This window comes from Thiofilum sp. (genome assembly GCF_016711335.1).
In the GTDB taxonomy this organism is placed as follows: Bacteria; Pseudomonadota; Gammaproteobacteria; order Thiotrichales; family Thiotrichaceae; genus Thiofilum.
The window spans coordinates 2,595,901-2,620,675 of the sequence record NZ_JADJTF010000001.1 but is presented as its reverse complement, the minus strand read 5'-3'; the positions used below and the strand labels follow the sequence as shown (position 1 = coordinate 2,620,675).

General features: G+C 44.9%; 30 protein-coding genes. 12 read left to right on the top strand and 18 right to left on the bottom strand.

All coding sequences use genetic code 11. From position 1 onward, the window contains the following. The first annotated feature begins 3 nt into the window (after window positions 1–3). The 3 genes from IPL34_RS12520 to panC all read left to right on the top strand — a co-directional run bounded on the left by IPL34_RS12520 (window position 4) and on the right by panC (window position 2,673). A complete protein-coding gene (locus tag IPL34_RS12520) occupies window positions 4–651 on the top strand; it encodes a tetratricopeptide repeat protein (protein ID WP_296841785.1) in 648 nt (215 codons plus the stop codon). Between the two features lie 370 nt (window positions 652–1,021). Beyond that, window positions 1,022–1,822 carry a 3-methyl-2-oxobutanoate hydroxymethyltransferase gene (gene panB / locus IPL34_RS12515; protein ID WP_296841784.1) on the top strand — a complete coding sequence of 267 codons (801 nt, stop codon included), beginning with the start codon at window positions 1,022–1,024 and terminating at the stop codon, window positions 1,820–1,822. Then, window positions 1,819–2,673 carry a pantoate--beta-alanine ligase gene (panC, locus tag IPL34_RS12510; RefSeq protein WP_296841783.1) on the top strand — a complete coding sequence of 285 codons (855 nt, stop codon included), beginning with the start codon at window positions 1,819–1,821 and terminating at the stop codon, window positions 2,671–2,673. The genes panB and panC overlap by 4 nt, the downstream gene beginning before the upstream one ends. A 270-nt stretch (window positions 2,674–2,943) precedes the next feature. Here panC and IPL34_RS12505 read toward each other — a convergent pair whose 3' ends face one another. From IPL34_RS12505 to IPL34_RS12495, 3 genes are all read right to left on the bottom strand, one after another. Then, window positions 2,944–3,324 carry a hypothetical protein gene (locus tag IPL34_RS12505; protein ID WP_296841782.1) on the bottom strand — a complete coding sequence of 127 codons (381 nt, stop codon included), beginning with the start codon at window positions 3,322–3,324 and terminating at the stop codon, window positions 2,944–2,946. 100 nt (window positions 3,325–3,424) lie between these two features. After that, window positions 3,425–3,802 carry a tetratricopeptide repeat protein gene (locus IPL34_RS12500; RefSeq protein WP_296841781.1) on the bottom strand — a complete coding sequence of 126 codons (378 nt, stop codon included), beginning with the start codon at window positions 3,800–3,802 and terminating at the stop codon, window positions 3,425–3,427. Window positions 3,803–3,936: 134 nt separating this feature from the next. Further along, the gene (locus IPL34_RS12495) at window positions 3,937–4,440 is read right to left on the bottom strand and encodes a hypothetical protein (RefSeq protein ID WP_296841780.1); all 504 of its coding nucleotides are present in this window, start codon (window positions 4,438–4,440) and stop codon (window positions 3,937–3,939) included. 101 nt (window positions 4,441–4,541) lie between these two features. On the opposite strand from IPL34_RS12495, the gene IPL34_RS12490 reads away from it, so the two are divergent. Further along, window positions 4,542–5,399: an IS4 family transposase gene (locus IPL34_RS12490; RefSeq protein WP_296841779.1), complete on the top strand. Its 858-nt coding sequence runs from the start codon at window positions 4,542–4,544 to the stop codon at window positions 5,397–5,399. Next, on the top strand, window positions 5,396–5,680 hold the full coding sequence (locus IPL34_RS12485; protein WP_296835791.1) for a hypothetical protein: 285 nt from the start codon (window positions 5,396–5,398) through the stop codon (window positions 5,678–5,680). The genes IPL34_RS12490 and IPL34_RS12485 overlap by 4 nt, the downstream gene beginning before the upstream one ends. A gap of 131 nt (window positions 5,681–5,811) precedes the next feature. On the opposite strand, the gene IPL34_RS12480 is transcribed toward IPL34_RS12485, so the two are convergent. Further along, window positions 5,812–8,079: a S8 family serine peptidase gene (locus IPL34_RS12480; protein ID WP_296841778.1), complete on the bottom strand. Its 2,268-nt coding sequence runs from the start codon at window positions 8,077–8,079 to the stop codon at window positions 5,812–5,814. Window positions 8,080–8,437: 358 nt separating this feature from the next. Here IPL34_RS12480 and IPL34_RS12475 point away from each other — a divergent pair, with 358 nt between their 5' ends. The 5 genes from IPL34_RS12475 (at window position 8,438) to IPL34_RS12455 (ending at window position 12,038) form a co-directional block, all read left to right on the top strand. Beyond that, the gene (locus tag IPL34_RS12475; RefSeq protein WP_296841777.1) at window positions 8,438–9,547 is read left to right on the top strand and encodes an anthranilate phosphoribosyltransferase; all 1,110 of its coding nucleotides are present in this window, start codon (window positions 8,438–8,440) and stop codon (window positions 9,545–9,547) included. 30 nt (window positions 9,548–9,577) lie between these two features. Continuing rightward, the gene (locus IPL34_RS12470) at window positions 9,578–9,772 is read left to right on the top strand and encodes a hypothetical protein (protein WP_296841776.1); all 195 of its coding nucleotides are present in this window, start codon (window positions 9,578–9,580) and stop codon (window positions 9,770–9,772) included. A gap of 71 nt (window positions 9,773–9,843) precedes the next feature. Beyond that, entirely contained in the window at window positions 9,844–10,416 is a 573-nt protein-coding gene (locus IPL34_RS12465) for a YqiA/YcfP family alpha/beta fold hydrolase (RefSeq protein ID WP_296841775.1), read from the top strand. Between the two features lie 152 nt (window positions 10,417–10,568). Beyond that, window positions 10,569–11,222, top strand: coding sequence for an SPOR domain-containing protein (locus IPL34_RS12460; RefSeq protein WP_296841774.1), 654 nt, complete (start codon window positions 10,569–10,571; stop codon window positions 11,220–11,222). A gap of 99 nt (window positions 11,223–11,321) precedes the next feature. Further along, window positions 11,322–12,038, top strand: a complete 717-nt coding sequence (locus IPL34_RS12455; protein ID WP_296841773.1) for an SEFIR domain-containing protein — start codon at window positions 11,322–11,324, stop codon at window positions 12,036–12,038. Window positions 12,039–12,042: 4 nt separating this feature from the next. On the opposite strand, the gene IPL34_RS12450 is transcribed toward IPL34_RS12455, so the two are convergent. From IPL34_RS12450 to IPL34_RS12385, 14 genes are all read right to left on the bottom strand, one after another. After that, a complete protein-coding gene (locus IPL34_RS12450) occupies window positions 12,043–13,233 on the bottom strand; it encodes an AAA family ATPase (RefSeq protein ID WP_296841772.1) in 1,191 nt (396 codons plus the stop codon). Between the two features lie 86 nt (window positions 13,234–13,319). Beyond that, the gene (gene msrB, locus IPL34_RS12445) at window positions 13,320–13,853 is read right to left on the bottom strand and encodes a peptide-methionine (R)-S-oxide reductase MsrB (protein WP_296841771.1); all 534 of its coding nucleotides are present in this window, start codon (window positions 13,851–13,853) and stop codon (window positions 13,320–13,322) included. A gap of 82 nt (window positions 13,854–13,935) precedes the next feature. After that, window positions 13,936–14,550: a fumarylacetoacetate hydrolase family protein gene (locus IPL34_RS12440; protein ID WP_296841770.1), complete on the bottom strand. Its 615-nt coding sequence runs from the start codon at window positions 14,548–14,550 to the stop codon at window positions 13,936–13,938. 77 nt (window positions 14,551–14,627) lie between these two features. After that, on the bottom strand, window positions 14,628–15,140 hold the full coding sequence (locus IPL34_RS12435) for a peptidylprolyl isomerase (RefSeq protein WP_366931098.1): 513 nt from the start codon (window positions 15,138–15,140) through the stop codon (window positions 14,628–14,630). A 414-nt stretch (window positions 15,141–15,554) separates the two neighbouring features. Beyond that, entirely contained in the window at window positions 15,555–16,109 is a 555-nt protein-coding gene (locus IPL34_RS12430) for a hypothetical protein (protein ID WP_296841768.1), read from the bottom strand. Next, the gene (locus tag IPL34_RS12425) at window positions 16,051–16,263 is read right to left on the bottom strand and encodes a hypothetical protein (RefSeq protein ID WP_296841767.1); all 213 of its coding nucleotides are present in this window, start codon (window positions 16,261–16,263) and stop codon (window positions 16,051–16,053) included. The genes IPL34_RS12430 and IPL34_RS12425 overlap by 59 nt, the downstream gene beginning before the upstream one ends. After that, complete coding sequence (locus IPL34_RS12420) at window positions 16,257–16,691, bottom strand: hypothetical protein (RefSeq protein ID WP_296841766.1); 435 nt, start codon at window positions 16,689–16,691, stop codon at window positions 16,257–16,259. Before IPL34_RS12420 ends, IPL34_RS12425 begins: the two co-directional genes overlap by 7 nt. A gap of 110 nt (window positions 16,692–16,801) precedes the next feature. Continuing rightward, window positions 16,802–17,566, bottom strand: a complete 765-nt coding sequence (locus IPL34_RS12415; RefSeq protein WP_296841765.1) for an ABC transporter permease — start codon at window positions 17,564–17,566, stop codon at window positions 16,802–16,804. Then, the gene (locus IPL34_RS12410) at window positions 17,563–18,501 is read right to left on the bottom strand and encodes an ABC transporter ATP-binding protein (RefSeq protein ID WP_296841764.1); all 939 of its coding nucleotides are present in this window, start codon (window positions 18,499–18,501) and stop codon (window positions 17,563–17,565) included. Before IPL34_RS12410 ends, IPL34_RS12415 begins: the two co-directional genes overlap by 4 nt. A gap of 15 nt (window positions 18,502–18,516) precedes the next feature. Beyond that, window positions 18,517–19,668: an ABC transporter permease gene (locus tag IPL34_RS12405; RefSeq protein WP_296841763.1), complete on the bottom strand. Its 1,152-nt coding sequence runs from the start codon at window positions 19,666–19,668 to the stop codon at window positions 18,517–18,519. Between the two features lie 176 nt (window positions 19,669–19,844). Next, entirely contained in the window at window positions 19,845–20,771 is a 927-nt protein-coding gene (locus IPL34_RS12400; protein ID WP_296841762.1) for an ABC transporter substrate-binding protein, read from the bottom strand. Window positions 20,772–21,025: 254 nt separating this feature from the next. Then, window positions 21,026–21,430: a type II toxin-antitoxin system VapC family toxin gene (locus IPL34_RS12395; RefSeq protein ID WP_296841761.1), complete on the bottom strand. Its 405-nt coding sequence runs from the start codon at window positions 21,428–21,430 to the stop codon at window positions 21,026–21,028. Beyond that, window positions 21,427–21,693, bottom strand: coding sequence for a hypothetical protein (locus IPL34_RS12390; RefSeq protein WP_296841760.1), 267 nt, complete (start codon window positions 21,691–21,693; stop codon window positions 21,427–21,429). Before IPL34_RS12390 ends, IPL34_RS12395 begins: the two co-directional genes overlap by 4 nt. A gap of 95 nt (window positions 21,694–21,788) precedes the next feature. After that, on the bottom strand, window positions 21,789–22,745 hold the full coding sequence (locus tag IPL34_RS12385) for an alpha/beta hydrolase (RefSeq protein ID WP_296841759.1): 957 nt from the start codon (window positions 22,743–22,745) through the stop codon (window positions 21,789–21,791). A 105-nt stretch (window positions 22,746–22,850) separates the two neighbouring features. On the opposite strand from IPL34_RS12385, the gene IPL34_RS12380 reads away from it, so the two are divergent. Continuing rightward, window positions 22,851–23,261 (top strand): OsmC family protein, encoded by a 411-nt coding sequence (locus tag IPL34_RS12380; RefSeq protein ID WP_296841758.1) that lies wholly within the window; start codon window positions 22,851–22,853, stop codon window positions 23,259–23,261. A gap of 23 nt (window positions 23,262–23,284) precedes the next feature. Beyond that, a complete protein-coding gene (gene cysS, locus IPL34_RS12375) occupies window positions 23,285–24,667 on the top strand; it encodes a cysteine--tRNA ligase (RefSeq protein ID WP_296841757.1) in 1,383 nt (460 codons plus the stop codon). Window positions 24,668–24,775 lie beyond the last annotated feature (108 nt).

Below are 24,775 nucleotides of genomic sequence, written 5' to 3'. Positions count from 1 at the left end.
GTAATGGCGATATTAGATGAATTAAAAACCGATCAGGAAAAAGCCGAAGAGCTAAAAGCATGGTGGCGTCAACATGGAACGTCTGTCGTCGCTGGGGTAGGCTTAGCGATTGCCGTGTTATTTGGTTACGAATATTGGCAAAAATATCAAAATCAAACCATGGAAGCAGCCTCGGCTATTTATCATCAAATTCAGCAAGATAAAGAAGGCTTAGTCCCTGAGGATTTACTTAAAAAACTCCAAGCGGATTATAGTAATACCTCTTACGCCTCCTTAGCGGCTTTAGATTATGCGCGTAGTTACGCTGAAGTGGGAGACTATGATAAAGCCATTCAGGGCTTACGTTGGGTGGTCGATCATGGGAGTGAAGACGCTTATAAGCAAGTAGCACGCTTACGCTTAGCACGCGTGTTAGTAGCGCAGAATAAAACCGATGAAGCATTGAAAATCATTGATGAATCCTTCCCTACCTCTTATCAAGCCTTAATTGCTGATATACGCGGCGATATTTATGTAGCGCGGAATGAAATCGACAAGGCGCGTGCTGCTTATGATCAAGCGCTGCTAGATAATGCAGGTACTGCTAATGAACTGATTCGCTTGAAGCGCGATAATTTAGGCAAAGCTGCGACACCTGCTAGCCCCAAATAATATCCGTGCTCTCTTAGCTAAAAAGGGAATTACTCACTGTAGTGATTTCCTTGCGCCTATTGTGTTTAGCTCAACTGAGGCATTAATCTGATAGAGTGCTGACCTGCACCATTAAGAGTCAGAAGTACTGCTACTCCAACCTTGTAATCAACTCCAAAATATAGAACGCACTCTAGGCAAAGTGTTATTTAATCGCTAAGCTAAGCCGCTTAAATTGAACATAACCTCACTAGCCTTTGCCACCTAGCTTAAACTCAGCCTGTTATGCACCAAAACTAAGCATGCCGTGTAGCTGTTTTTGATGTACAAGCGCAAAGGGTCTGTTATGTTAATATCTCCTTAGAGTGACCCTGAACAGGAAGAGACGCTTGTGAAAAATCCCCGCATAACTGTCACCACTTTGCGCAAAATGAAGCGCGAAGGTGAAAAAATTACCATGCTAACAGCCTACGATGCGAGTTTTGCCCGAGTGTTGGATCAGCAAGGTATTGATGTCATCCTAGTCGGTGACTCATTAGGTATGGTCATTCAAGGACACGAAACCACTGTTCCTGTGACTATTGATGAAATGGTTTATCATACTAAGTTAGTCGCGCGTGGTGCACAACGAGCCTTAGTCTTGGGTGATTTACCTTTTATGAGCTATACCTCTCCCGAAATGGCATTGCGTAATAGCACGCGTTTAATGCAGGAGGGTGGCGCTCATATGGTGAAGCTAGAAGGAGGTGCGCCCCAAATTAATACCGTATCTCAACTGGCTCATTATGGTGTACCCGTTTGTGCGCATTTAGGTCTACAACCTCAATCGGTGCATAAACTCGGCGGCTATCGCGTTCAAGGCCGTGATGAGCAGACTGCGCGTCAAATGCTAGCCGATGCTATAGCATTACAAAATGCGGGTGCAGATATGTTGGTACTTGAATGCGTACCCATTACCTTAGCCGAAGAAATCACTAAAACGCTGGCGATTCCGGTCATTGGTATTGGTGCTGGAGTGGCTTGTGATGGTCAGGTATTGGTACTGCATGACATGCTCGGTATTAGTGCTCATGCGCCTAAGTTTTCACGTAATTTTATGGTGGATGGTGCCACTATCCCACAAGCGGTTCACGCCTATAATGAGTCTGTTAAGCAAAGCACTTTCCCCTCAGCGGAGTATTGGTTCGTATGATTAAAACATTAGTTACCCCTGCTGAAGTACAGCAATTAGTACGCGAATGGCGTCGCCAAGGCATTAAAGTGGCTTTAGTGCCTACTATGGGGAATCTGCATGCTGGGCATATGGCGTTGGTACGTCATGCTCAAACCTTAGGTGAGCGCGTCATCGTATCCATCTTTGTAAATCCCACTCAATTTAATCGCCCTGATGATTTAGCTAATTACCCACGTACCTTAGAAAAGGACATGGAAAAACTCATTAGTGTTGGCTGTGATGCTGTGTTTACTCCTGAAGTGGCAACCATGTATCCCAGCGGTGGTTTAGCGACACGCGTAGTAGTGCCGGGTATTAGTGACATATTAGAAGGGGAAAAACGCCCCGGACATTTTACTGGGGTTGCAACCATCGTATGTAAACTCTTTAATCTAGTGCAGCCTGATGTGGCCTTGTTTGGGCAAAAAGATTTTCAGCAACTGATGGTCATTCGCCAGATGGTACAAGATCTCAATATGCCCATTGAAATTATTGAACTACCTACCGTGCGTGAGGAAGATGGCTTGGCCATGAGTTCACGAAATAATTATTTAACCCCTGAACAACGCGCTATTGCTCCGCGTTTACAGCAAACCTTACAAGCGACTTTAAAACGTCTACAAAGTGGTGACTATACGAATTACCAAGCCTTACAACAATGGACGATGGATGAATTAAACACTAAAGGTTTTAAAGCAGAGTATATTGAAATTAGGCGAGCGAGTGATTTATTAGAGCCAACGAGTGAAGATACTGATTTAGTCTTATTGGCTTCAGCTTGGTTAGGTAAAGCGCGTTTAATTGATAATATCCCTTTTCAATTACATTAAGCTAAAATTGGCTGCGGGTATGAATTTATTATTATTATTATAACTTCCATACCCGCAACTTAAACGCTTTATTATTGTTGTTATTCACTCATTATACTTCCCCAATCTATTAGCATAATGAGTGAGCTACAAAAGCCTTGGATCAACACCCCTTTAGCCCTTTTGTTGATCCTGCTTTAGGATAGCTCCTTGCTTTATACAACTTAGCCCTTCCGAGCGCTTGTAGTCTGCCAATACACGACTGAATCAATACTTAAGCTATTCAAGTTTTTACGCCGGACGTGCAAAAACTAAATCAACTCTCATAGACTCCACCGTGCCACTAGCCTGTACTTTGATTAGCTCTGGCATACGCTCACTGAGCCAAGTGCACATAGCCGCCGCGAGGGAGTAGTTTTTATCGGCTAAAGCAATTAATAAATGTTGTGCCACTAATTGACTTTTTACTACTGGATCGGGCTTTTTATGGAAAGTGCCTGCTATTTCAATCCCCTGATCCATTTGTTTATCCATATTATCGATATAAGCAAACTGTTCAGATGAGGGTTGTTTACGGCGGTCATACTGCATGACCGCTTGATCATTTACCACGATGGTGACTAAAGGTGATTGTTTAGGAGAAGAGACCTTAGCTTTTTTAGAATTTTTCATAATAGTTACCCTGTAATTAAACACTCTCAGTGTACTGCATTAACGGGTAACTGTCGTTAGGCTAATAAATTTAATTAATAATTAGTCTAATACTCAGCTTCTATTCACTTTGCTTTAAATACTCCAGCATAGCAATTGAGCCTTCTAGCCCCTGATCTGCTGCTTTTTGGAACCATTCTTTAGCACGCTGGACATTTTTAGGAGCACACTCGCCTTCCATATACATGAAGCCTAAACCGTGTTGAGCTAAGCCATAGCCTTGCTCAGCAGACGCTTTCATCCATTTATAGGCGGCTAACTCATTGCGCACTACCCCTAAACCATTTTGATGCATAATCGCGACTAAATGTTGTGCTTGAGCATGCCCTGCCTCAGCAAAAGGCGATAATAACATCATAGCAAGGGAAAAGTTTTTAGCCTCAAAGGCAGCTATAGCACTGGCTAAATCTATTTCATCGGGCATATGGGGATTATACATTAGTCTTTCCTTAAATAGCGCTAGGATAACTGATAGCCTTAAAGGGCGACAATGCTCCTATTGGAGACATTAAACTACAAATTACCTTTTAAAGGGGCAGGTAGAGCTACCTACCCCTTCAATGGATTAGTTCATTACTTAGATTGTACTTGTCGCCACCAATTAGGCGTTGCAGACACTACCTCACCGGAGGCTTGCCATTGGTTAGCCAGCTCTAACGAGGTCAGTCCAATAGGTGTATCAACTAGATAGTAATTACCAAAGCTCAACCTTTCTTTAATAGTGTAGCCTTTTGAAGATGCCCACGCCTGAGCCTGACTCTCAGTAGTTCCATTCTTAAAACCTACTACCACACCACCCGCTAAGGCTCTAAGTACCCCGCCCCCTTGGAAGACTGGGGATAAGGTAACCGCATTAGCGGCTTGAAGGTTACGTGCACTAATTGCTGTATTTGTTTTCCAAATACGCACATTACCACTGCCTTGCTTAGTCAATTGTGCACTAGGACTCAGAGCTTTTATGCTGCTCACACTTGCAGAGCGTGGTTGTACAGAGCTTTGTGTTACTGATACTACTTCAGCGACCAAATTAGGTACTAAACGAACCGTCTTAGGCTTACCCAAATCATCTCTGTACACGACAAAACCACTAACTTATTGATTTAGCATGTTTGTCATGGAGATGGTGAAAGTCCACCGCTCCTATGTTTTACTCTCTAGTTACCACACAGGAGAGCAAAATGGATCTGAGCGATGGACTACGTGACAGTTTAAAAGCCCACTTGAGTTGGGGCAAGCCCCGTTTGGATTGTTTTGTGGGAATGCTGCAACTTTTGCTGAGTGCGCGACAAATGAATTTGGCGTTGTTGGCGGTACACATAGATTCTGACACCGACATTGGTTCCCGCTATCGACGGATGCAACGCTTTTTTAGCCAAGTGTTCTTTAATTACAATGACATTGCCCATTTTCTTATGGGAATGTTCGCCTTTAGTGGTCAACAATACTACCTCACACTCGACAGAACCAACTGGAAATGGGGCAAATCCAACCTCAATCTCCTGACTTTGGCGGTTGTTTACCAAGGTGCGGCTATCCCCGTTTACTGGATGGTGTTGAACAAACGCGGTAATTCTAACCAACGTGAACGTATTGCCCTGCTGCAACGATTTATCAGCCAATTCGGGCGCAACAACATCTTGGGTGTGTTGGCTGACCGTGAGTTTATTGGTGGTCAATGGTGGAAGTGGTTGTCTTCCAAAGAGATTCCCTACTTGATTCGTATCAAGGGTAATCAGTTGATGACCGACAAACACAAAAAAGAGGCGCATGTCCGCTCGCTGTTTGCCAACCTCAAGCCGGGTAAACGGCGCGTTCTCCGTCACCGTCGCGACGTTAGCGGGGAATGGGTTTGGCTCAGTGGCTCAAAGCTGCCCAGTGGTGAGTTGTTGATTATCGCCAGCAACCACTACACGGCTGATCCCATTGGCACTTATCGGCTACGTTGGGAAATTGAAAACCTGTTCCAATGCTTGAAAGGGCGTGGTTTTCACATGGAAGCCACTCACTTCACCAAACCCCTCGCATCAAAAAGATGATGGCGTTGCTTGCCATTGGCTTCTGTTGGGCGCACAAAGTCGGCGAATGGAAGGAAAAAGCCGTCAAGCCTTTGAAGACGAAAAAACATGGACGCAAAGAGCAAAGTGTCTTCCGTTACGGCTTGGACTACTTGACCGATTTATTGAATGGAAGGGTACGGGAAAAAGTGGATAGGCTTAGGCTGCTGCTTCTGTTCCTTTGTCCACCACAATTCATGGCGATCGAGGATGGACGGATGAAACTCAGGCGATTTTCTTTTGAAAAAGATTCAATGAGTTAAGCGAATTGTCGTGTACAGAGCCAAATCATAGTAAGTATAATCTTGTGCTATTACCGGAGTACTAACACTCATAACACCTGCGAATAAGGTGGCCCATAACCAATTTTTAGGTTTCATTCTGCTTTCCTCCATCAACTTGCGTTCTGATGCCCAAAGAATTTAATGCTTTTCCATTGCACTTTACCCGTATTACCAGCGTAACGGTCATTCACCTTTAATACCCATTTGCCCACTGGTGTATCATACAAATGTTGTGTACTGGTAAAAGTAATGGTCTTGACGCTATTAGTAGGATCAGCATTGAGCTTAACCAAATACTCTGAACTAATCAGTGCATTACTAGCATCACGATGCTCCAGTACTAGCTCAATATCCCCAGCACGTTGATGATTAAACTCTACCTCGACTTGTAGCGTTTCTAAGGTATTGAAACCAGCCTCCGCTGCATCGGCAATATCGACTGCATGAGTAGCCTCTGATGAGCCATTATCGCCCGGTACTAGCTCTTGATTAGGGGTACGTACTAGGGACACCTCGGTAGGCAAATTGACCCAAGTTTTAGCTAAGGCAACAGCCGACACCGCATTGACCATGCCATAACCATAATAAGGATGAACTTTCAGACCACTAACGGTATTCGTTTGCCACTCTGTACTACTACTGTCATTTTGAGTAGTGGTTTTGGCAAGAATGGCACGTACATCGCGCCATGCCAGATTAGGATTGGCTTGTAAGATCAGTGTAACTACACCCGCCGCTACCGGTGTTGCCCCTGAAGTACCATTCATACAGCTCGTGTAATTGAGGTTACTCGCCATTAAAGGTAACTCACCAGTCGAGTCTGGACGATTATAACCGCGATTAGCTGACAAATCGGTGGTCACTAAGGTAGGCAAGCTAGTATTACAGTAATTACCTGAAGGTGCTGCTACTAGAATATTAGTTCCACGCTCCGCATAAACTGCTTTAGTATTAGTAGCATCATTGGCTAAGGCTGCTACTGAAATAACATAGCGATTATTATTAGGACCATCCATACTAGATTGATCACCTCCAATGCTAGCTAATAACGCTGCATCAACGGTAATCCCTAATTCATTTAGCTTGTTCGGATCGCAGTTTTCACCACCGTTTCCTGAGGCAAATAATACGATAGCTCCCTTACCACCGCGCGCGGCTTCAGCACCTACGACAGCAGCTTGAATCGCTTGTGCGTTTAATGCTTCATCGTCTTGATAAATACAAACATTATCGGTTGGACCCCAGCTATTATTAGACACATACAAATCTTTGTTACCTAAAGCTGTGGCGGAAGCACCTGTGGTATTAGTAGCTAAAATATTAAAACCCGCTAATTGCGCACGCGGCGCAATACCTGTAACACCTAGACCATTTTGATCGACCGCTGCAATAATGCCAGCTACGGCGGTACCATGTGCAGGTGGCTCTTCGCGCTCTTGTTGAGCAGTACCTACTGCTGGGGTTGGGTCATAATAACTATCTTGAGTATTATCACTCACATTAAAATTGCGGCTTTTACGTGGGGCAATATTAGCTCTTAAATCTTCATGGGCGATTTCAACTCCATCATCTAGTACGCCCACCAAAATGCCTTCGCCTCTACACGTATTAGCATTAACAGCACAAGCATGAGCACCCTCTACATTAATTTTACCCAGATGCCATTGTTGACTTGTTAATGGATCACCTAAGGCAGCTACTTTACCACTAGGGGCTGATTTGATTTCAGTCCCCGTGAGTTGCCCAGCAACTGCTACCGGAGTCACTGCAAATTGCAGGGTAGCATCTATATCGGCTGTGACTAAAGTATAGGTTCTAGCCGTAGCACCGCTGATAGCAGTACCATTGCGTAACCACTTAAAGGTTGAACTGCCCTCTGCATCATTGTCTGCATCGCTATAGGTATAACTACCTGTCAGCGTCTGACCAACCGTAGCATTACCCGTTAAAGCCACATTAGAGGCTACGGGTGCACTATTGGCTTTAGCTTCAACGACACCACTAGCGCTAGATTTGACTTCTGTACCCGTTAGCGTACCTGTTGCTGCGACTGGCGTTACGGCAAACTGAATAGTCGCGCCTATATCTGCGGTCACTAGGGTATAGGTTTTAGCCGTAGCACCACTAATCAATGTACCACTACGTAACCAGCGAAAAGTAGAGCTACCCTCAGCATCTTGCTCTGCGTCACTGTAGGTATAACTACCAGTTAACACATCGCCTACTTGAGCCGAACCACCATTACTATCGTTGAGCACTACCTGTTTGGCTAAGGGTGCTGCATTAGTGCTGATGGTAGTATCATTACTACCCCCACCGCCCAAACAACCCGATAAAGACAAGAGGGTACTTACTATAACAAATAACTTTTTACGCACTTCTCAATCCTTTAACTCAGCGTGGTAAAAATACAAGCTACACTATCCCAACAGTTTTTATAGCTAAGTCACACCCTCAAGAGAGAGCTTACAAGTTCACAAAATTTTATAAAACTATGTTTTTACAGATTTTAAAAAATTGCATGATTTAACCAGCTAAGTACTGAATAAAGCACCCTTAGCACTAAGCACCGAGGTACTTAAGCTCTGATGATGTTCTTGATCGCTTGACTCATTAAACGCTATCACCTACTCAACTGTTCGGCTTTAATAATCTAAGGTAGCGCTCTCTTTACCCCGATAGGGGTATTTAGTATTACTAGCCCGATTTCTACACTCTAACCCCATGAATGAACCTATGATGACAGACTTAGAACTTAAGCGTAATTTACGCCAGTGCATCCAAAAAGTAGCCACCGGTCCTGAATACAGTAAGGATTTAAGCTATGAGGAGGCCTACCATGCCATGCGCTACATTCTTAGTGGTGCTGCGGATCCAGTCCAAGTAGCGGTGTACTTTATCGCGCTACGGATGAAGCGTGAAACGGAGGCGGAAAATCGCGGTACGCTGCAAGCCATTGTAGATACGGCTCAAATTCAAACCGCTAAAGTACCCTCGGTTATTGATTTCTCTGACCCCTATGATGGCTATGCTCGTGGTATCCCTGCTTCTAGCTTTGTGCCTGCGGTACTGGCAGCAATGGGAGAATACGCAGTTATTCACGGTCTCAATCAAGTAGGACCCAAATACGGGGCAACTCATCACAAGATTTTAAAAGCAGCAGGGTTAAACGTACAGTTAAGTCCTGAAGCAGCTTGCCGACAATTAGAGCAAATCGGTTGGACCTATATTGATCAAAGCCAATTCGCTCCTCAGCTACATGATTTAATCCCCATTCGCCAGCGCATGATCAAACGTCAAGTACTGACTACAGTCGAGACTTTAATTGGTCCGATTCGAGGCGCTGAGCAAACGCATTGCATGGGTGGTTATGTGCACACGGCTTACCCACCGATTTATGAATATCTGGCACGTCAGGCTGGATTCACCAGTGCTATGTTTGTACGCGGTGTGGAAGGCGGCATTATTCCCTCCTTACAACAAGCTGGAAAATTATTCTATTACCACGCTGATAGCGCATTAACGCAATGGGATCTAAGCCCCAGAGAACTAGATATTGACTCCCCTACACGCGCTATTCCATTGCCTGATGATCTGCCAGCGGTAGAAGCGCAAGATAATATTAGTACCACCGTTAATAGCGATGCGCTAGCTGAGCGTTCAGCTCAACTAGGTTTGGCGGCACTTGGCGGTGAAAAAGGCTTAATGTACGACAGTATTGTCTATGCCAGCGCTATCGCACTAACCCATTTAGGGCGTTATTCCCAACTCACCGATGCGGCACACGCTGTACGTACTGTACTCGATAGTGGTCGCGCCTTAGCCGTATTTAAAGCGGCAGCTTAATTATTTTAGTTTTAGATAGAGGATGAGAGCATGAATCAACAATATTACGATGCCGTAGTTACAATGGAACAGGCAGGTACTGATCCAGAGTTTGTACAAGGCTTCCAATGTGGTTATTTATTAATACCAGAGCGCGAAGAACAGCGCATTACTGAAGCGTATGAAGCAGGCTATGCCGCTGGTAAAGAGCGTGATTTAGAAGCTTATAAAGAGTGGACTAATTAATCTCGCGTCTGACGCTCTCATGATTAGGTATGATGGTATGATTCATCATCATACCTAGTTGAGAGTCAATCATGCGCTGGCTTTATATTCATGGTTTTAATTCCTCCTCACAATCTGGCAAAGCCCAAGAAACAAAACGCTATTTAGCCGCTCACGGTCGTGAAACCGATTGGTTATGCCCTGATTTATCGCATTACCCTAGTCAAGCTATTGAGCAACTCACCACACTTATGAAGCAATGCGCTGAACCTCCCGTATTAATAGGTAGCTCTTTAGGTGGGTTTTATGCCACTGTTTTAGTAGCACGTTTTAATCTCAAAGCCGTTTTAATCAATCCCGCTGTTACTCCCTCACAATTACTCAAGCCTGCACTTAATACCTTACAAAAGTCTTGGTATGGTGATAGTACTTATTTCTTTACTCAGACGCATTTGAATGAGCTATTAGCTTTAGAACTATCTGCTCCGCTTTATCCCGATAATATTTTAATGATGCAGGAAAAAGGTGATGAGGTGCTGGATTGGACGCAAGCCGCACATTACTACCGTGATTGTCACCAGTTGATTTTTAATGGTGGGGATCATGGATTTACGCGGTATCGGATGGTATTGGGTTTGATTGAGCAGTTTTTTAACATTAATTAGTTAATAATTGTGACTATTAACTCAAACACTGCATCACTCCTAGCCTTAATACAGAGATGCTTATCGGCTAAGAAATAAGCGTATTAGGGTTACTCTCGCTCTATAGAATAGTATGATGTACTACCACCACAGTAGCCGAGGGTTTATGCATAATGTCTTTGAATCTATGGAGAAAACTACTCATCTCCCTAATACCAACTCTAATAGGATTGAGCCTATCCACCATTGCCCAAGCAACCAGCATTGTATTGACAGGGGAGGTTTTGACAACCGCAGGCAAGCCGATTCCTAACATCACTGTCACGATAGACGCCTATCAAATCAGTGCCGCCTCAGATCAGAAAGGGGTATTCAGATTAACCCTTCCACCTCATGTTGCAGAAGGCGACAAACTAAAGCTGGCTATTAATAACACTCAATACCAATTAATCTCCCCCTATCAAGGTATCATGTATTTACCTAAATACTGGAATACTGAAATTATTAGTTTAATTATTCGCGCTAATGAAATTATAAAACCTACCCAACCCAATACGGCACAACCTCTTAATCCTTTAACTGAAACTAAATTTATTATTCAAATCGCTTCATTGTCTGACCAAGCGCAGGCTGAAAAACTCACTACTAAACTCCAACCTTATTTAAATACCGCTAAAAGCTACTACAAAATAGCCCCTAATAAGCCCAATCAATATCATATTATGATTGGAGAGTTTGCTAATGCTACGAGCGCTAATACTTGGAAAGATAAGCTAATGCAACAACAGCTTATTCCTAAAGATAGTTTTGTGCGTAAAGCGTGGTAAGTCTTAGGTAAACGTAGTAGCTATTTAATAAGGTTTTTACCGTATCCAGTGCTTAAAATTGTGTATAATTAAATCAGCATCCCTGAGTAGGTACACCCCATGACTACATCCCCTAAAGTATTCATTAGTTACAGCCATGACTCTTCAACTCACCGTGATTTTGTGCGCTCTATTGCGGATCAGTTACGCACAGACGGCATAGATGCTTTAATTGATCAATACCTTAATGGCTCACCCCGTGAAGGTTGGATTAAATGGATGGAGCAACAGATTGAAACGGCTGATTTTGTTTTACTGATGTGTACCCCTGTTTATTTGCAGCGCTATCGTGGGCAGGATTTAGAAAAGGGTCGGGGAGTAAATTTTGAAGGTGTGGTGATTTCGCAAACTTTATATGACGCGTTTCAGCGTAACGATAAATTTATTCCGGTAATTCCGCATGACGGCAGTCTAGATCATGTTCCGCTGCCTTTGAGAGCCTATGACTGTTACCGCCTACCCGATGACTACGATAATTTATACCGCTATTTAACTAAACAACCTGCTTATATACCACCACCATTAGGCTCGAAAAAAGTACTCCCACCTTTAGGCAATACTTCTAGCAGCACTCTTAATCAAAACAACACTTCACCACCGCCAGCACCTAATAGCTCCAGTGCACTGACTAGCATCAATGCCGAGCGCCGCGCACGGCTCGAAGAAAAACTACGGGCGCTTTATAAAAGCTATGATTTAGAAACTCGTGTTGAAGAAAAAATGCGCTTGGAGGCGATCATTGCTGAGACTGCGGATGCCTTAAAAAAGGTAACTTAAGCGCTTAATACATCATCCCCAACAACCACAGCGGAATCCGTCTCCCTTCCCCCAATACCACATCATCCACCAGCGCATATCCGTTTGCCTGCCCCTCTAATTGCTTCAGGGTCTTACTCGCGCCCCCAATCTCAAACACCCATTGCTCATCCACCACAAAATCACCCTTATCATGACAATGCACCTGATGCTGATACCCACATTGCGCCACAAAAAAGCTCTCACGCACGGATCCCACACTCGGATGTGCACACAACACATAAAATAAATTCGGATTATTTAACAATAACTTGTCGGGTTTAGTGACCGCTCGCATGCCACTACCCCCGCGCACCAAATGAATTAAACTTCCTGCCTGCATGCGCTCTAAATATTTGGCTAGCGTTGCCCAAGAAGTACCTACCGCCGCACTGAGTTTGGCAATATTTAGCTCCACGGGATCAGTACTACATAGCATATAAAGCACTTTTTTAAGCTTATCGAGCTTGGCGGTTTCAATGCTATAAAGCGTATTTAAATCCACATCGATGGTCAGATTAATCACCTCCAACAGCTTACGTGGATAGTTCTCCACCGATTCACGATAAAACGGATAAGCACCGTACTGTAAATATTTTTTAAATTGCTCAATAGGGCGCACCTGCTGCATCACTTGAGCGGCAATCGCACTATGCTGTTGCACGATTTCAGCTAAAGCATAAGCCTTAAAACGCAATCCTGTTTCAATCTCCATAAACTCACGCAGCGATAACACAGGTAAGTCATACACCACCGCACGGCGTGATAAATCTCCTAACTCATGCTCTAGACGTAAAGCAGATGAGCCAGAAAAAAGTACTTGTAAATCAAAAGTATCACGTATAGCTTTTAGGTGAGCGGCAAAGCCCTTGACCTTATGAATTTCATCAATCAGCAATAGCTCCCCACCTTCTTGATAAAAGGTTTGGGCTAGCTCATATAAACTCACATCAATCATCGCCGGATGATCACAAGCAATATATAAAATTCGTTGTGGCTCTAAGCCTGTACTTTGAGCATATTGCAATAATAAGGTGGTCTTACCACAACCCCGTGCTCCCTTAACTCCAATCAAATGCTCTTTAAAATCAATAGCCTGATACAAAAAGCGTTTATAGCTGGGGAGATTACGATTAAGAATATAAGCAGAAGCTTGACGTAGAATAGCGGGCAGCATAGTTAAACCCTAACAGGACTTAGTATAAAGTCTAGTTTAGACGAATCAGGGTTTAACTATGAAATGAATTTTAGATAAAAATGGATTTATGCTGCTTTAGGCTTAAAGGTCATGGCGACTCCATTAATGCAATGGCGCTTTCCGGTGGGTGCAGGGCCATCATCAAAAATATGCCCTAAATGTCCGCCACAATCAGCACAATGTACCTCCACGCGGCTCATAAACCACGAACGATCTTCTTGAGTACCTACCGCCCCTTCGAGTGCCTGATAGAAACTCGGCCAACCCGTACCGCTATCAAACTTGGTGGCATTGTCATACAGCTCATTATCACAACCAGCACAGTGGAAAATTCCCGCACGCTTCTCATGCAATAAAGGGCTAGTATTAGGGCGCTCGGTATCATGCTCACGCAACACCGCATACTGCTCAGGAGTCAGTTGTTGCTTCCACTCCTGCACCGATTTTTGCACCGGAAAAGGCGACTTCACCACACTTTCGGCCTGTAAAGACCGTATGCCTAGCCCACTAAGCCCCACCAATGCACCCAAACCTAACAAACCTTGCAAAAAGCCTCGACGTGGTATGGCTTTAATAGAACGATTTCGATCAGTCATCATAATACTCTCTTAGCTTTTACATCATCATAACTGAGACTCGCTTATCGCTACCATTGTTCCCAATAGATAGTCTTAGCCTTATTTATTCCGCCCTCCACGTCTGAGTCACAAGCAACTGCTCAGCTAAATAAACCTGTCCCGTAAAACTAGCACCCGCATTAATCTCTCCCACGCCTTTCGGAGTACCCGTCATCACAATATCGCCGTCATTTAAAGTAATGAAAGTACTCAATTCACTTAAAATAGTATCCGGCGAATAAATCATTAAACCCCTATTGCCCTGTTGTACGATTTGCTGATCAATACTGAGATCAAACGTAAAAGCGTTATCATCGGCATGAATAGGCACAAACTCACTAAATAAGGCTGCACCATCAAATGCTTTTGCTCGCTCCCAAGGTAGTCCTTTGGCTTTCAGTTTATTTTGCAAACCACGCTTAGTTAAATCTAAACCAAAACCTACCGCACTAAAGCGCCCTTGTTCATACACAAAACATAATTCGCCTTCATAGTGAATCGGCTCTTGGTGAAAGGCTTTTAAGGTTGAGCTAATAGCGGAATTAGGTTTAATAAAAACCACCATATCATCAGGTATTTCATTATTCAGCTCAGCGATATGATCGACATAATTGCGCCCAATACAAACCACTTTGGAGGGGATTAAAGTACGCGCCCCTATTTGAATGGTATTCATCATCTCACTCCTACAACTTATCCATACAAAAACGGCTCCCTAAGGAGCCGTTTGCAAGTCAACTAAAACCAATGCTTCATTTATTCTTTGATTTCGGTTGCTTTTACAATCGTTACCGCTTCAACAGGTACATCATCATGACGACCTTTTGAGCCTGTTCTAACTTTTTCAATCGCATCAACCACATCCATACCCGCTGTCACTTTACCAAATACCGCATAGCCCCAGCCTTGTGGTGTTTCAGAGCGGAAATTGAGGAAATCATTGTCTTTAGTATTAATAAAGAACTGCGAAGACGCAGAATGAGGCACGTTAGTACGTGCCATCGCTAAGGTACCACGCATGTTTTTCAGACCATTATTGGCTTCATTTCTGATCGGTGCTTTAGTGGATTTTTCTTGCATCGCTTCATTCATGCCACCGCCTTGAATCATAAAATTAGGAATCACGCGATGGAAAACCAAACCATCATAAAAACCATCACGCACATAACCTAAAAAGTTTTCGGTGCTAATCGGTGCGCTTTTTGCGTCCAATTCGATAGTGATATTACCTTTGCTAGTTTCGAGCAATACTTTTGGATTTGTAGACATTGTGCCTCCCGTTGCTGGTTTCGCCTCTTCCGCAAAAGTAGCATTCATACCTACTAATGCAATCATGGTTGCGAAAACATAATTCATAAAACGTTTCATGCTAGCCCCCTTTGTTTTGGTCAGTTGTTATGCGGTGCGCATCATAGCCCATCTACTGCTCAATGGCTATTAGCCTCGAATCATTTAGACTTACCCCCCATCCCCAACCCTTGCCCCCACAAGGGGGGAAGGGAGCAAGAGTTATGCACTCCTCCACCCCTTGCGGGCATAAGTATCTACACATTTTTATGCATTACCGAACGGAGGGTCTGGGAGAGGGTTTGAATCTCTGCGGGTGAATACGAGTCCAGTAGCTGGACTAACGCCAGAAAAGTTTCTAACCCAGCTAATAAGGCTGGGTAAGTAAAGGTGACCTTAGAACGCATCTGTCGACCACTCAAGCGAATCAACAACTGCCGAAGTTGCTGTACTTCCGGTTGAGGACTCACGGCAATCGCCCAGACGGTGACACAAGTATATACTCGTGACCAAAAGCCGTTTCGCGACGGCTAGTGCAGACTCCTGTTGCCACGCTTCGAGTTGATGTCCGGCGGATTTGAGTAGTTTAAAGAAACTCTCAATCTGCCAACGCCAGTAGTACCACAAGACCAGTGTGTCGGCGGTGGGGGCTGTGAGGGTAGTGAGCAATAACCACTGAGCGATCATGTCCCCTTGTTCATTGAAGAGGCGACTGACCACCAAGCGTGCCATCACCGGCTCCCCCGCGACCGAGGGTTGGACCTGCTTTTTACAGCTCGGTTTAGACCGACGGGTTACACTCACCGGTATTTCGCCCACGTATTGTTCATGGGGTTTACCCTGAACCTGTACGGTTCTGGCTCGATGGTAGGTGAGCTGCTCTGCTAGGGTTTTACTGGCTAGAGCCGACCCTTGATAGGTCAACTGCGGGTTGTCCCGAATACGAACCAACCACTGAATCCCCGGATGACTGCCAACGACGGTAATGACCCACCGAATCCCCTTCGCGATCCATCAGATGAACCAAGGGACGGGAAAACCCTAAGCCCTCCAGATGCTCCATCGCACGGCTCACCTCATCCAAATGCGTACGAGGCGTTAACACCTCCTCCTCATACGTGCTTGACGACCCACTCCACTCACTAGGCATTGCGCTACCGGGGCAATCGGTTCACCGGTTTGATCACTGATGACTAAACTACTTTGTAAATCATAGCCTTGATCGCTGGCATGCGTAATCGCATAACGATCTGCCTTATTCGCATGACGATACGCTAACCGCGACCAATCGTGGATACACAACGCATACGAACCACAGCGCTCCGTAATGCCCTCATGAGCCGCTGCCGTTAACGGCGCTTGCAGCACTGACAAACTCACCATCGGATTCGCATAAAAACGCCACGCCGCTTGTGTGTGGGCAAAACTGCTCACCCCATCGTTCAAGGCTTTCATACCTGCACTCAGCGGCTCACTGACCTTCATGTAACTCTGAACCATGCGTTCATAACGCAAACTCAGGCGGGCATCCACACCCGCTAACTTTTTTTATATCCATACCGTTATCTTCTCATCATCACTTCAACTTGTGTAGATACTTATGCCCTTGCGGGGGGAGGATCAAGGAGGGGGGGGTAAGTTAATTAAGCCACCTGCGTACTCAATCCCATACGCTGCACCAAGAAAGTTTGAGTCAAACCTAATAGGTCATAAATCAATACCGCCATTAGCCCCACAATCAACCCACCCTGCAATACATACGCCATATTATTAACCAATAATCCGGCAATAATGACCTCTCCCAAACACTTAGCCGCCACCGTAGAACCAATAGTAGCCGTACCGATATTAATGACTGTTGCTACCTTGATCCCTTCTAGAATTAATGGCAACGCTAAGGGTAACTCCACTCCCCACAAACGTTGAGTACCGGACATACCCATACCATCCGCTGCGTCTAACACTGAGTTAGGCACTTGATTAATGCCTGCTACGGTATTTTCAAAAATGGGCAGTAAACCGTAGAGTGCTAAAGCAATTAAAGTTGGATACGCACCAAACCCCACCGCTGATACCGCAAGTGCTAACACTGCCACCGGAGGGAAGGTTTGCCCAATATTAGCAATCGCCCGCGAGAGGGGGAAAAATTCCGCACCACTAGGACGTGTTACAAATACTCCAGCACTGACTCCTAATAGCGCACTCACCACCAATGAAATTAGTACTAGCTCTAAATGCTGAAGGGTGAGAGAAGCAAGACTATCTTGAGGATAAATGACGGTTGCACCCGGTGAGACTAAAGGCGCAAATACCCCTTCAAACCAATAGGGCTTAAACACTAAGGCTAAAAACAGTAGCAACACACCCAAGCGCAATAACCACGGCCAATAAGTACGTAGCAGACTCATCGTGCCTGCCCTGCTTTTAAAATTTGGTTTAAGCCTATCGAACCAATGCGCTGTCCGTGTGCATTAATAATATTAGTCATGGGCACACCGCGCCATGTAAGCTCCGAAAGCACATCGCGCAGTGAGGCTTCGTCTGGCATATCCAGTTCAATAGCCTCATCCACAGGCGCTAGATAATCTTTAGCTTTTGCCAGCGACAATAATTTTAAGGCACGATCCGATGTACCTGTGAGTTGCACACAAAACGGGTCAGCAGGCTGAACTAAAATATCCTCAGGAGCCGCGTATTGGAGTAATTTACCCCCGTGCATCACTGCGACCTTATCCGCGAGCAAAAAGGCTTCATCCATATCATGGGTGACCACTAATACGGTGATACCGAATTGCTGTTGAATAGCTAATAGGTCTTCTTGCGCCTTATGACGAATCACCGGATCTAAGGCTCCAAATGGTTCATCCATCAATAATAATTGCGGGCGGGCGGCTAGCGCTCTGGCGACTCCGACGCGTTGTTGTTGTCCACCAGAAAGCTGATGCGGTAGCTTATGCGCGTATTGTTTTGGCTCTAAATTAAATAAATCCAATAATTCATACACACGCTCGTGAATATCGGAGTCTTGCCATTTGAGCAGCTTAGGAACCGTCGCTATATTTTCGGCTACGGTACGATGCGGAAATAAGCCATTGCCCTGAATCACATAACCAATGCGGCGGCGTAATTCGGTGGCGGGCTGGCTCATAATATCCTGCCCCTCAATCCAAATTTCACCCTCACTCATATCGGTTAAGCGATTAATCATACGTAATAAGGTCGACTTACCCGAACCCGACGTGCCGACAATCGCGGTAATCGTTCCCTGTTCAATCTCCATCGAGACCTGATCCACCACAGTGGAAAAACCATAACGCTTAGATACTTGACGAATTGAAATCATAATGCGGGTCTCCTGCTAGGCTGGCTTTAGGCTATCGACAATAGCGTCTAACACGACGGCGGCGACAAACGCCAACATGACAATCGGCAATGCACCGACTAATACTAGATCAGTCGACGTTTGCCCTAATCCCTGAAATACAAAGGCTCCTAAACCTCCGCCCCCTACTAATGCGGCGACCGTGACTAGCCCAATTGCCTGCACCAGTACAATCCGAATCCCAGTTAAAATCACCGGAAAGGCTAATGGCATTTCAATCTGCCACAAGCGTTGTTGACGAGTTAAACCCATACCTCTAGCGGCTTCACGTACCGCAGGCGATACGCCTTCTAACCCGACTACTGTATTAGCTACGATAGGCAATAAACTATACAACACCAAGGCAATCAGCGCAGGCGCAACCCCAATACCACTAATACCTAACGCCTTAGCCCACTCACTTTGAGCCGCTAGCCAACCCAAAGGAGCCATGAGCAAACCAAATAAAGCAAGGCTAGGAATAGTTTGTATAAGACTTAAACTTTGTAATACCAATCCCCGCAGTACAGGGGTTTGAAAGCTCATAATCCCTAGAGGCAACCCTATGAGTAAGGCAATGACCAAGGAGCCAAAAGTGAGTTGTAAATGGCGCAGTGCTTCGGCCCAAAACTGTGGTTCGCGTGCATAAAACTCCCGCATAACGGCTAAATTATCTAATAAACCCGATTGAATCAGCGCTACGCCTAAGAGCAAATAAGTCGCCAGCACTAAAATGCGTTGCCACGCAACTAAACGCATATGCACTAAAGCATCGGTAATGCATAAGCTAAACACCGTAATGACTATCCAAAACGCACTGGCGGGGGTAATACGTATGGCGGGTTTGACAGCAAATTGGGTGGCTAAAAGACCTAGGCACATCATGAGAGTAATCAAGGCAATATTGGCACTTAAAAAGCGCCAAAGTACTTGAGTAGTCAGTAGATTAATCAGTGACCAGCCCAATAAGGCTAGCAATAATACTCCCGCTATAGGCTGATCTAGCAGCTCTAATAGGGTTTTACTACTGCCTGCTGCAATGCGGTTAGGCTTTACCACTAATAGCGGCAAAGTCATCATCACTAACCACGCCACAGTCACTAATAGCAAGGTAACGCGGTCGACTTTGAGGGGTAAAATACGAGTCATGAGCGTTCCGAAGTGATTAGAGTGAACCTTTAACTCGAAGCAGGGGCATATTTCTTGCGCAGTCGCTGTAAATACATCCCTGTACGCTACAAGTCGGCATCCATGCCGACAAGACTGCTCCAGAAACATACCCCTACTTCGAGTAATCCAATTTACTTAAAGATTCCAAATACAGCTTACTTAATAAAGCCTTTTTCTTTAAGGTAAGACTCTGCTACTGCTTTGGAGAGTTCACCATCTACTTGAATGCGAGCATTTAAACCACGTAATACACTAGCATCTAGCGACTTAAATACTGGATCGAGCACTTTCTCAATATCGGGATTAGCCTTTAAAACCTCCTCACGAATCACCGGAGCTGGGGCATAGACCACTTGGGTATTTTTATCGTCCTCCATGACGACTAAGCCTGCTGGTTCAATGGCTCCATCCGTACCATAAACCATAGCTGTATTGACGCCGTTGGTTTGCTCGGCAGCGGCTTTAATGGTATTCGCGGTATCACCACCCGATACCACAATCATTTGTTCCGGCTTCATTTTAAACTGATAGGTACTTTCAAACGCGGGTAATGCACCATCAAAATTCACAAATTCTTGAGAAGCAATCATTTTGACATTACCGCCCCCTGCAACCCATTTACCAAAATCAGTCATGGTTTTGAGGCTATTTGGACCTGCCACATCGGAGCGCACGCCTAAGGCATAGGTGTTATTAGCATTGGCAGGGGTAAGCCATACTAATTTATTAGTCTCATAATCGAGTTGTTTGACCTTTTCCCAGCCTTTTTGCAGGTCTTTCCATTCGGGTGCATCTTTTTGGTTTTCAAACATGAATGCACCATTGCCTGTGTATTCGGGGACTATATCCACCTCACCGCCAATAATCGCTTTACGAATAATCGGCAGACCTCCGATAGAGAGTTTATCCTGCGTTTTGATGCCATTGGCTTCTAGCGTCAGGATAATCATATTGCCCAATAAAGTACCCTCGGTATCAATCTTAGAGGACACAACTACGGGCTTAGTCTCTGCTAGTGCTGGATTTAGCAACGTCGACAGAGACAGCACGGCAGTAGCCATTAGTAGACCCAACTTCTGCATATGGAACACTCCTGATTAATCATGGGGGTTAAACTCTTTGAGAGCTTAATCAATTCAAGGGCATAACAACAATAAACTTAGATTATAGTCGAGCTTTCATGCCGTATTTATTCTCAAGGTGTGTCTACCAATCACGAATTTACCGTCTTAAAACCGAATCAGCACGGCGTTGATGCTTGCAAACTGGAAAATGCACAAGATGCGAGCGACTTGAATACATTGTTTTGTGGCTTAGAAAATCAAAACAGGCTAATTCAATTGATCTTCCAGTCAATACAGCACGGAATATCTGTTTCGCTAAAATCATTACCCTTGAATAGCAAAGGCTCACCACACGCCAACGCTGCCGCATACGAAAAGCAGTCTCCAAAATTAAGTTTAGCGGGATGTCTGCCTTTGCCATATCGCTCGTAGGCATGCCGTGCCAATGTGGCTTGTTCGGGAGTAACTGCAACCGTTTCAATGCCTGCTTCCTGCAAAAAAGCATCTAACTCCTTTACTCCCGCTTCGCCCCGACGATTTAGAATGACAATGCTGGTTTCTACCACAGATACGGCTGAAATCAGCTTTACCGAATCATCGGCAATTGCTTCAATCAAGCGAGCTGCTTCTGGCTCATTTTCGAGTATGGCAATCAAAACTGAGGAGTCAATCATCATGTGTTGGGCATCCCATAATCATCGTAACCCAGAATTTCATCGGGTGTGCGCGGATCAAGCAGAGGCAGCGCAGCACAACGCTCAGCAATGTTCAACAATCGTTCTTTAAGTACTACCTGAGAGGGGCGTTGGACTGTTTCCGTTTTTTCAGGCATCAGCATAATCACCTTCACCTGCCGATTTTTATTGATACGCTGGAGCAAATGTGCGGGAATTTCCAGCGTATTGCCTTTTATAAAGGACTCAAACTCTATTGCGTACATAATAGCTACCTGTTGAGAATCTTAGATGATAATACTACGCGACTAGATGGTTAACAAAAGAAGCAACAACCCAGACAATGCCGCTGATTCTAGAACTAAAGATTTTGCTGAACTACACCACTCATCCATTGCAGACTATCATCCATCACACGCTTCCCCTGTAAATCACGCACCAGCATATGCCAACCATGCGTATATTCTTTATATTCACTGCCTTTTAATGTAGGCAAACGTTGGCGCAAACGCATAATCGGTTTTTGGGGAATCACCTGATCTTTTAAACCATACAATACTAACGTGGGATAAGACAGGTTATGCGCCGCTCGATAAGCCATATCCATTAAATCGACTAAACCTGCTACCGTATCAATACGGCTTTTACGAATCATATAGGGGCTTTGCCAAATCTCGCGCAGCATGGCGTCATTATCCGAGGCACGGATTTTCAAACTATTCCCTGAGGGCGACCAATGTGGAGCAACTTGTCGTGCAATAGCTAAAGACCAACGTTGATAAAAAGGTTGTGTAGCGCGTGTCCATACGGCTGGCGCTTCTAAGATAACCCCTTTAAGCGGTAAGTTGGGATCATTAGACGTAGCTTTTAGGGCGACTGCACCTCCCATTGACGTACCTAATAAAAAGAGTGGTTGATCAGGCGCTTGGGCATGCACTAACTGTACAAACTGTCGCGCGTCTTGAGCCATACGCTCCCCACCCGCCCATAAGCCGCGCTGTTCACCACGTCCAAAACCGCGTTGATCATAAGCCCATACCTTGACACCTTGGCTAGCGAAATATTGCCCTACTCGCTCAAAGGCTCCCGCATACTCATTAAAGCCGTGTAGTAACACTAATTGGGTTTGTACCCTATGTGGTGGTGTCCATACTTGTAGGGGCAACTTAGTCGCATCATCAGCGATAAAATACTGGCTTGTCAGTGTAGGCTTAGTGCGTTCTTGGCTAGGTATATACCGTGTGCTAGCACATCCTACGAGATGCACTAAAATGAGTAAGCCAAATAGCCCACGAATAAAGACTTTACCTACCTGCATGGCTCATTCCCCCTAGTGATTTAAATGCTAAGACTACATACACAAGTGGCGCATTAGTCTCCTTTTCGCTACCATGCGATGCTGAAACGAGAAGGAGTAGCTATCATGCCTAGTAAAGACCCCCATACGGTTGTCGTCAATTTGCGTAACCCGACTGGTTATACTTGTGATATTAAAGCAGGCCATCATACTTTAGTTGCCGATGAACCCGTGCCCTTAGGGGGTGAGGATCTAGGCGTGGCTCCCTATGAATTACTCAAAGCCGCTCTAGGTGCGTGTACCGCCATGACCATTCGTATGTATGCTGAGCGCAAAAAATGGGACTTACAAGATGCTCAAATTACTCTGCGCCATAGCCGCGATACCAATAAAAATAGTGTATTTGAGCGTGATATAAAATTAGTAGGTAATTTAGATCAAGAGCAGCGTGAACGTTTACTAGATATAGCAGACCGCTGTCCAGTACATAAAACCCTAAGCAATGGTGCTAGTATTTTAAGTCGATTAGTTGATTAATTTTAGAGAATAAGTCATTTATTATGTTACAGATTTACAATAGTTTGACCCGTCAAAAAGAAACCTTTACTCCCCTTGAAGCTGGAAAGGTACGCATGTATGTGTGCGGTATGACGGTGTATGACTATTGTCATCTAGGCCATGCGCGTGTCATGGTGGTGTTTGATATGGTCTATCGCTACTTAACAGCACTAGGCTATGACGTGACCTATGTACGCAATATCACCGATATTGACGACAAAATTATTAAGCGTGCCAATGAAAAAGGTGAGTCGATTCAAACCCTTACTGAACGTTTTATTGCCGCTATGCATGAAGATGAAGAAGCGCTGCATGTATTGCGTCCCACGTTAGAACCCAAAGCCACGGAATACATTCCCGAAATGCAAAGTATGATCCACACCCTGATTAATAAGGGTTTGGCTTATGTGGGCAGTAATCAGGATGTGTATTACGATGTGTCGGAATTTCCGAGTTATGGGAAATTATCAGGGCGTAAACTAGAGGATTTACGTGCAGGTGAGCGTATAGCGATTGATGAAGTCAAAAACGATCCACTCGACTTTGTGCTGTGGAAAGCGGCTAAACCGCAGGAGCCTGCATGGGCAGCGAGTTGGGGTAATGGGCGTCCGGGCTGGCATATTGAATGCTCGGCAATGTCGACCCAGCTATTAGGTGAGCAATTTGATATTCACGGCGGCGGGCATGATTTACAGTTCCCGCACCATGAAAATGAAATTGCCCAAAGTGAAGGCTGCACCGGGCATCAATACGTCAACTATTGGATGCATAATGGTTTTATTCGCGTCGATGGCGAGAAAATGTCTAAGTCACTGGGCAATTTCTTTACTATCCGCGAGGTACTTGAACACTATAAGGCCGAAGAAATTCGTTTCTTTATCCTCAATAGCCATTATCGCAGCCCTGTCAATTACAGCACTGAAACCCTAGACCATGCACGTAGCTCATTGACCCGTTTTTATACTGCATTACGTGAGTTAGATTTGAATGCTGCTCCTGTGACCGGGACTACTTACGAGCAGCGCTTTCACACTGCTATGCAAGATGACTTTAATACCCCTGAAGCGATTGCAGTATTGTTTGATTTAGCGCGAGAAATTAACCGCCTACGCAATGAAAATAATGAATCCGTTCATGCTCATGCAGCGCTACTGAAACAGCTTGCGGGTATTTTGGGGTTACTCAATAGTGAGGTAGAAAGCTGGTTTAAAGGTGAAAGCAAAGGCGGCTTGGATGATGCGGCGATTGCAGCCTTGATTCAACAGCGCAATGAAGCTCGTGCTAATAAACAATGGGCCGAATCCGACCGTATTCGCGATGAATTGAAAGCACAAGGTATCTTGCTAGAAGACAAGGCTGGAGTGACTACTTGGAAGCGGGGTTAGTGTACTTTAGGCGTAAAGAGTGCTTCCCTACTTCTCCTAAGGGTAAGATAGATATTTTACCCGATTGGGTGGTAGCTCCTGAAATATGCTAATATCCTAAAAATGTAT

Bases quoted from the DNA above. Each gene is read 5' to 3' on its own strand.
- IPL34_RS12520 (WP_296841785.1), top strand. From the start codon at position 4: ATGGCGATATTAGATGAATTAAAAACCGATCAGGAAAAAGCCGAAGAG.
- panC (WP_296841783.1), top strand. From the start codon at position 1,819: ATGATTAAAACATTAGTTACCCCTGCTGAAGTACAGCAATTAGTACGC.
- IPL34_RS12505 (WP_296841782.1), bottom strand. From the start codon at position 3,324: ATGAAAAATTCTAAAAAAGCTAAGGTCTCTTCTCCTAAACAATCACCT.
- IPL34_RS12500 (WP_296841781.1), bottom strand. From the start codon at position 3,802: ATGTATAATCCCCATATGCCCGATGAAATAGATTTAGCCAGTGCTATA.
- IPL34_RS12490 (WP_296841779.1), top strand. From the start codon at position 4,542: ATGGATCTGAGCGATGGACTACGTGACAGTTTAAAAGCCCACTTGAGT.
- IPL34_RS12485 (WP_296835791.1), top strand. From the start codon at position 5,396: ATGATGGCGTTGCTTGCCATTGGCTTCTGTTGGGCGCACAAAGTCGGC.
- IPL34_RS12475 (WP_296841777.1), top strand. From the start codon at position 8,438: ATGATGACAGACTTAGAACTTAAGCGTAATTTACGCCAGTGCATCCAA.
- IPL34_RS12470 (WP_296841776.1), top strand. From the start codon at position 9,578: ATGAATCAACAATATTACGATGCCGTAGTTACAATGGAACAGGCAGGT.
- IPL34_RS12465 (WP_296841775.1), top strand. From the start codon at position 9,844: ATGCGCTGGCTTTATATTCATGGTTTTAATTCCTCCTCACAATCTGGC.
- IPL34_RS12460 (WP_296841774.1), top strand. From the start codon at position 10,569: ATGTCTTTGAATCTATGGAGAAAACTACTCATCTCCCTAATACCAACT.
- IPL34_RS12455 (WP_296841773.1), top strand. From the start codon at position 11,322: ATGACTACATCCCCTAAAGTATTCATTAGTTACAGCCATGACTCTTCA.
- IPL34_RS12450 (WP_296841772.1), bottom strand. From the start codon at position 13,233: ATGCTGCCCGCTATTCTACGTCAAGCTTCTGCTTATATTCTTAATCGT.
- msrB (WP_296841771.1), bottom strand. From the start codon at position 13,853: ATGATGACTGATCGAAATCGTTCTATTAAAGCCATACCACGTCGAGGC.
- IPL34_RS12440 (WP_296841770.1), bottom strand. From the start codon at position 14,550: ATGATGAATACCATTCAAATAGGGGCGCGTACTTTAATCCCCTCCAAA.
- IPL34_RS12435 (WP_366931098.1), bottom strand. From the start codon at position 15,140: ATGTCTACAAATCCAAAAGTATTGCTCGAAACTAGCAAAGGTAATATC.
- IPL34_RS12415 (WP_296841765.1), bottom strand. From the start codon at position 17,566: ATGAGTCTGCTACGTACTTATTGGCCGTGGTTATTGCGCTTGGGTGTG.
- IPL34_RS12410 (WP_296841764.1), bottom strand. From the start codon at position 18,501: ATGATTTCAATTCGTCAAGTATCTAAGCGTTATGGTTTTTCCACTGTG.
- IPL34_RS12405 (WP_296841763.1), bottom strand. From the start codon at position 19,668: ATGACTCGTATTTTACCCCTCAAAGTCGACCGCGTTACCTTGCTATTA.
- IPL34_RS12400 (WP_296841762.1), bottom strand. From the start codon at position 20,771: ATGCAGAAGTTGGGTCTACTAATGGCTACTGCCGTGCTGTCTCTGTCG.
- IPL34_RS12395 (WP_296841761.1), bottom strand. From the start codon at position 21,430: ATGATGATTGACTCCTCAGTTTTGATTGCCATACTCGAAAATGAGCCA.
- IPL34_RS12390 (WP_296841760.1), bottom strand. From the start codon at position 21,693: ATGTACGCAATAGAGTTTGAGTCCTTTATAAAAGGCAATACGCTGGAA.
- IPL34_RS12385 (WP_296841759.1), bottom strand. From the start codon at position 22,745: ATGCAGGTAGGTAAAGTCTTTATTCGTGGGCTATTTGGCTTACTCATT.
- IPL34_RS12380 (WP_296841758.1), top strand. From the start codon at position 22,851: ATGCCTAGTAAAGACCCCCATACGGTTGTCGTCAATTTGCGTAACCCG.
- cysS (WP_296841757.1), top strand. From the start codon at position 23,285: ATGTTACAGATTTACAATAGTTTGACCCGTCAAAAAGAAACCTTTACT.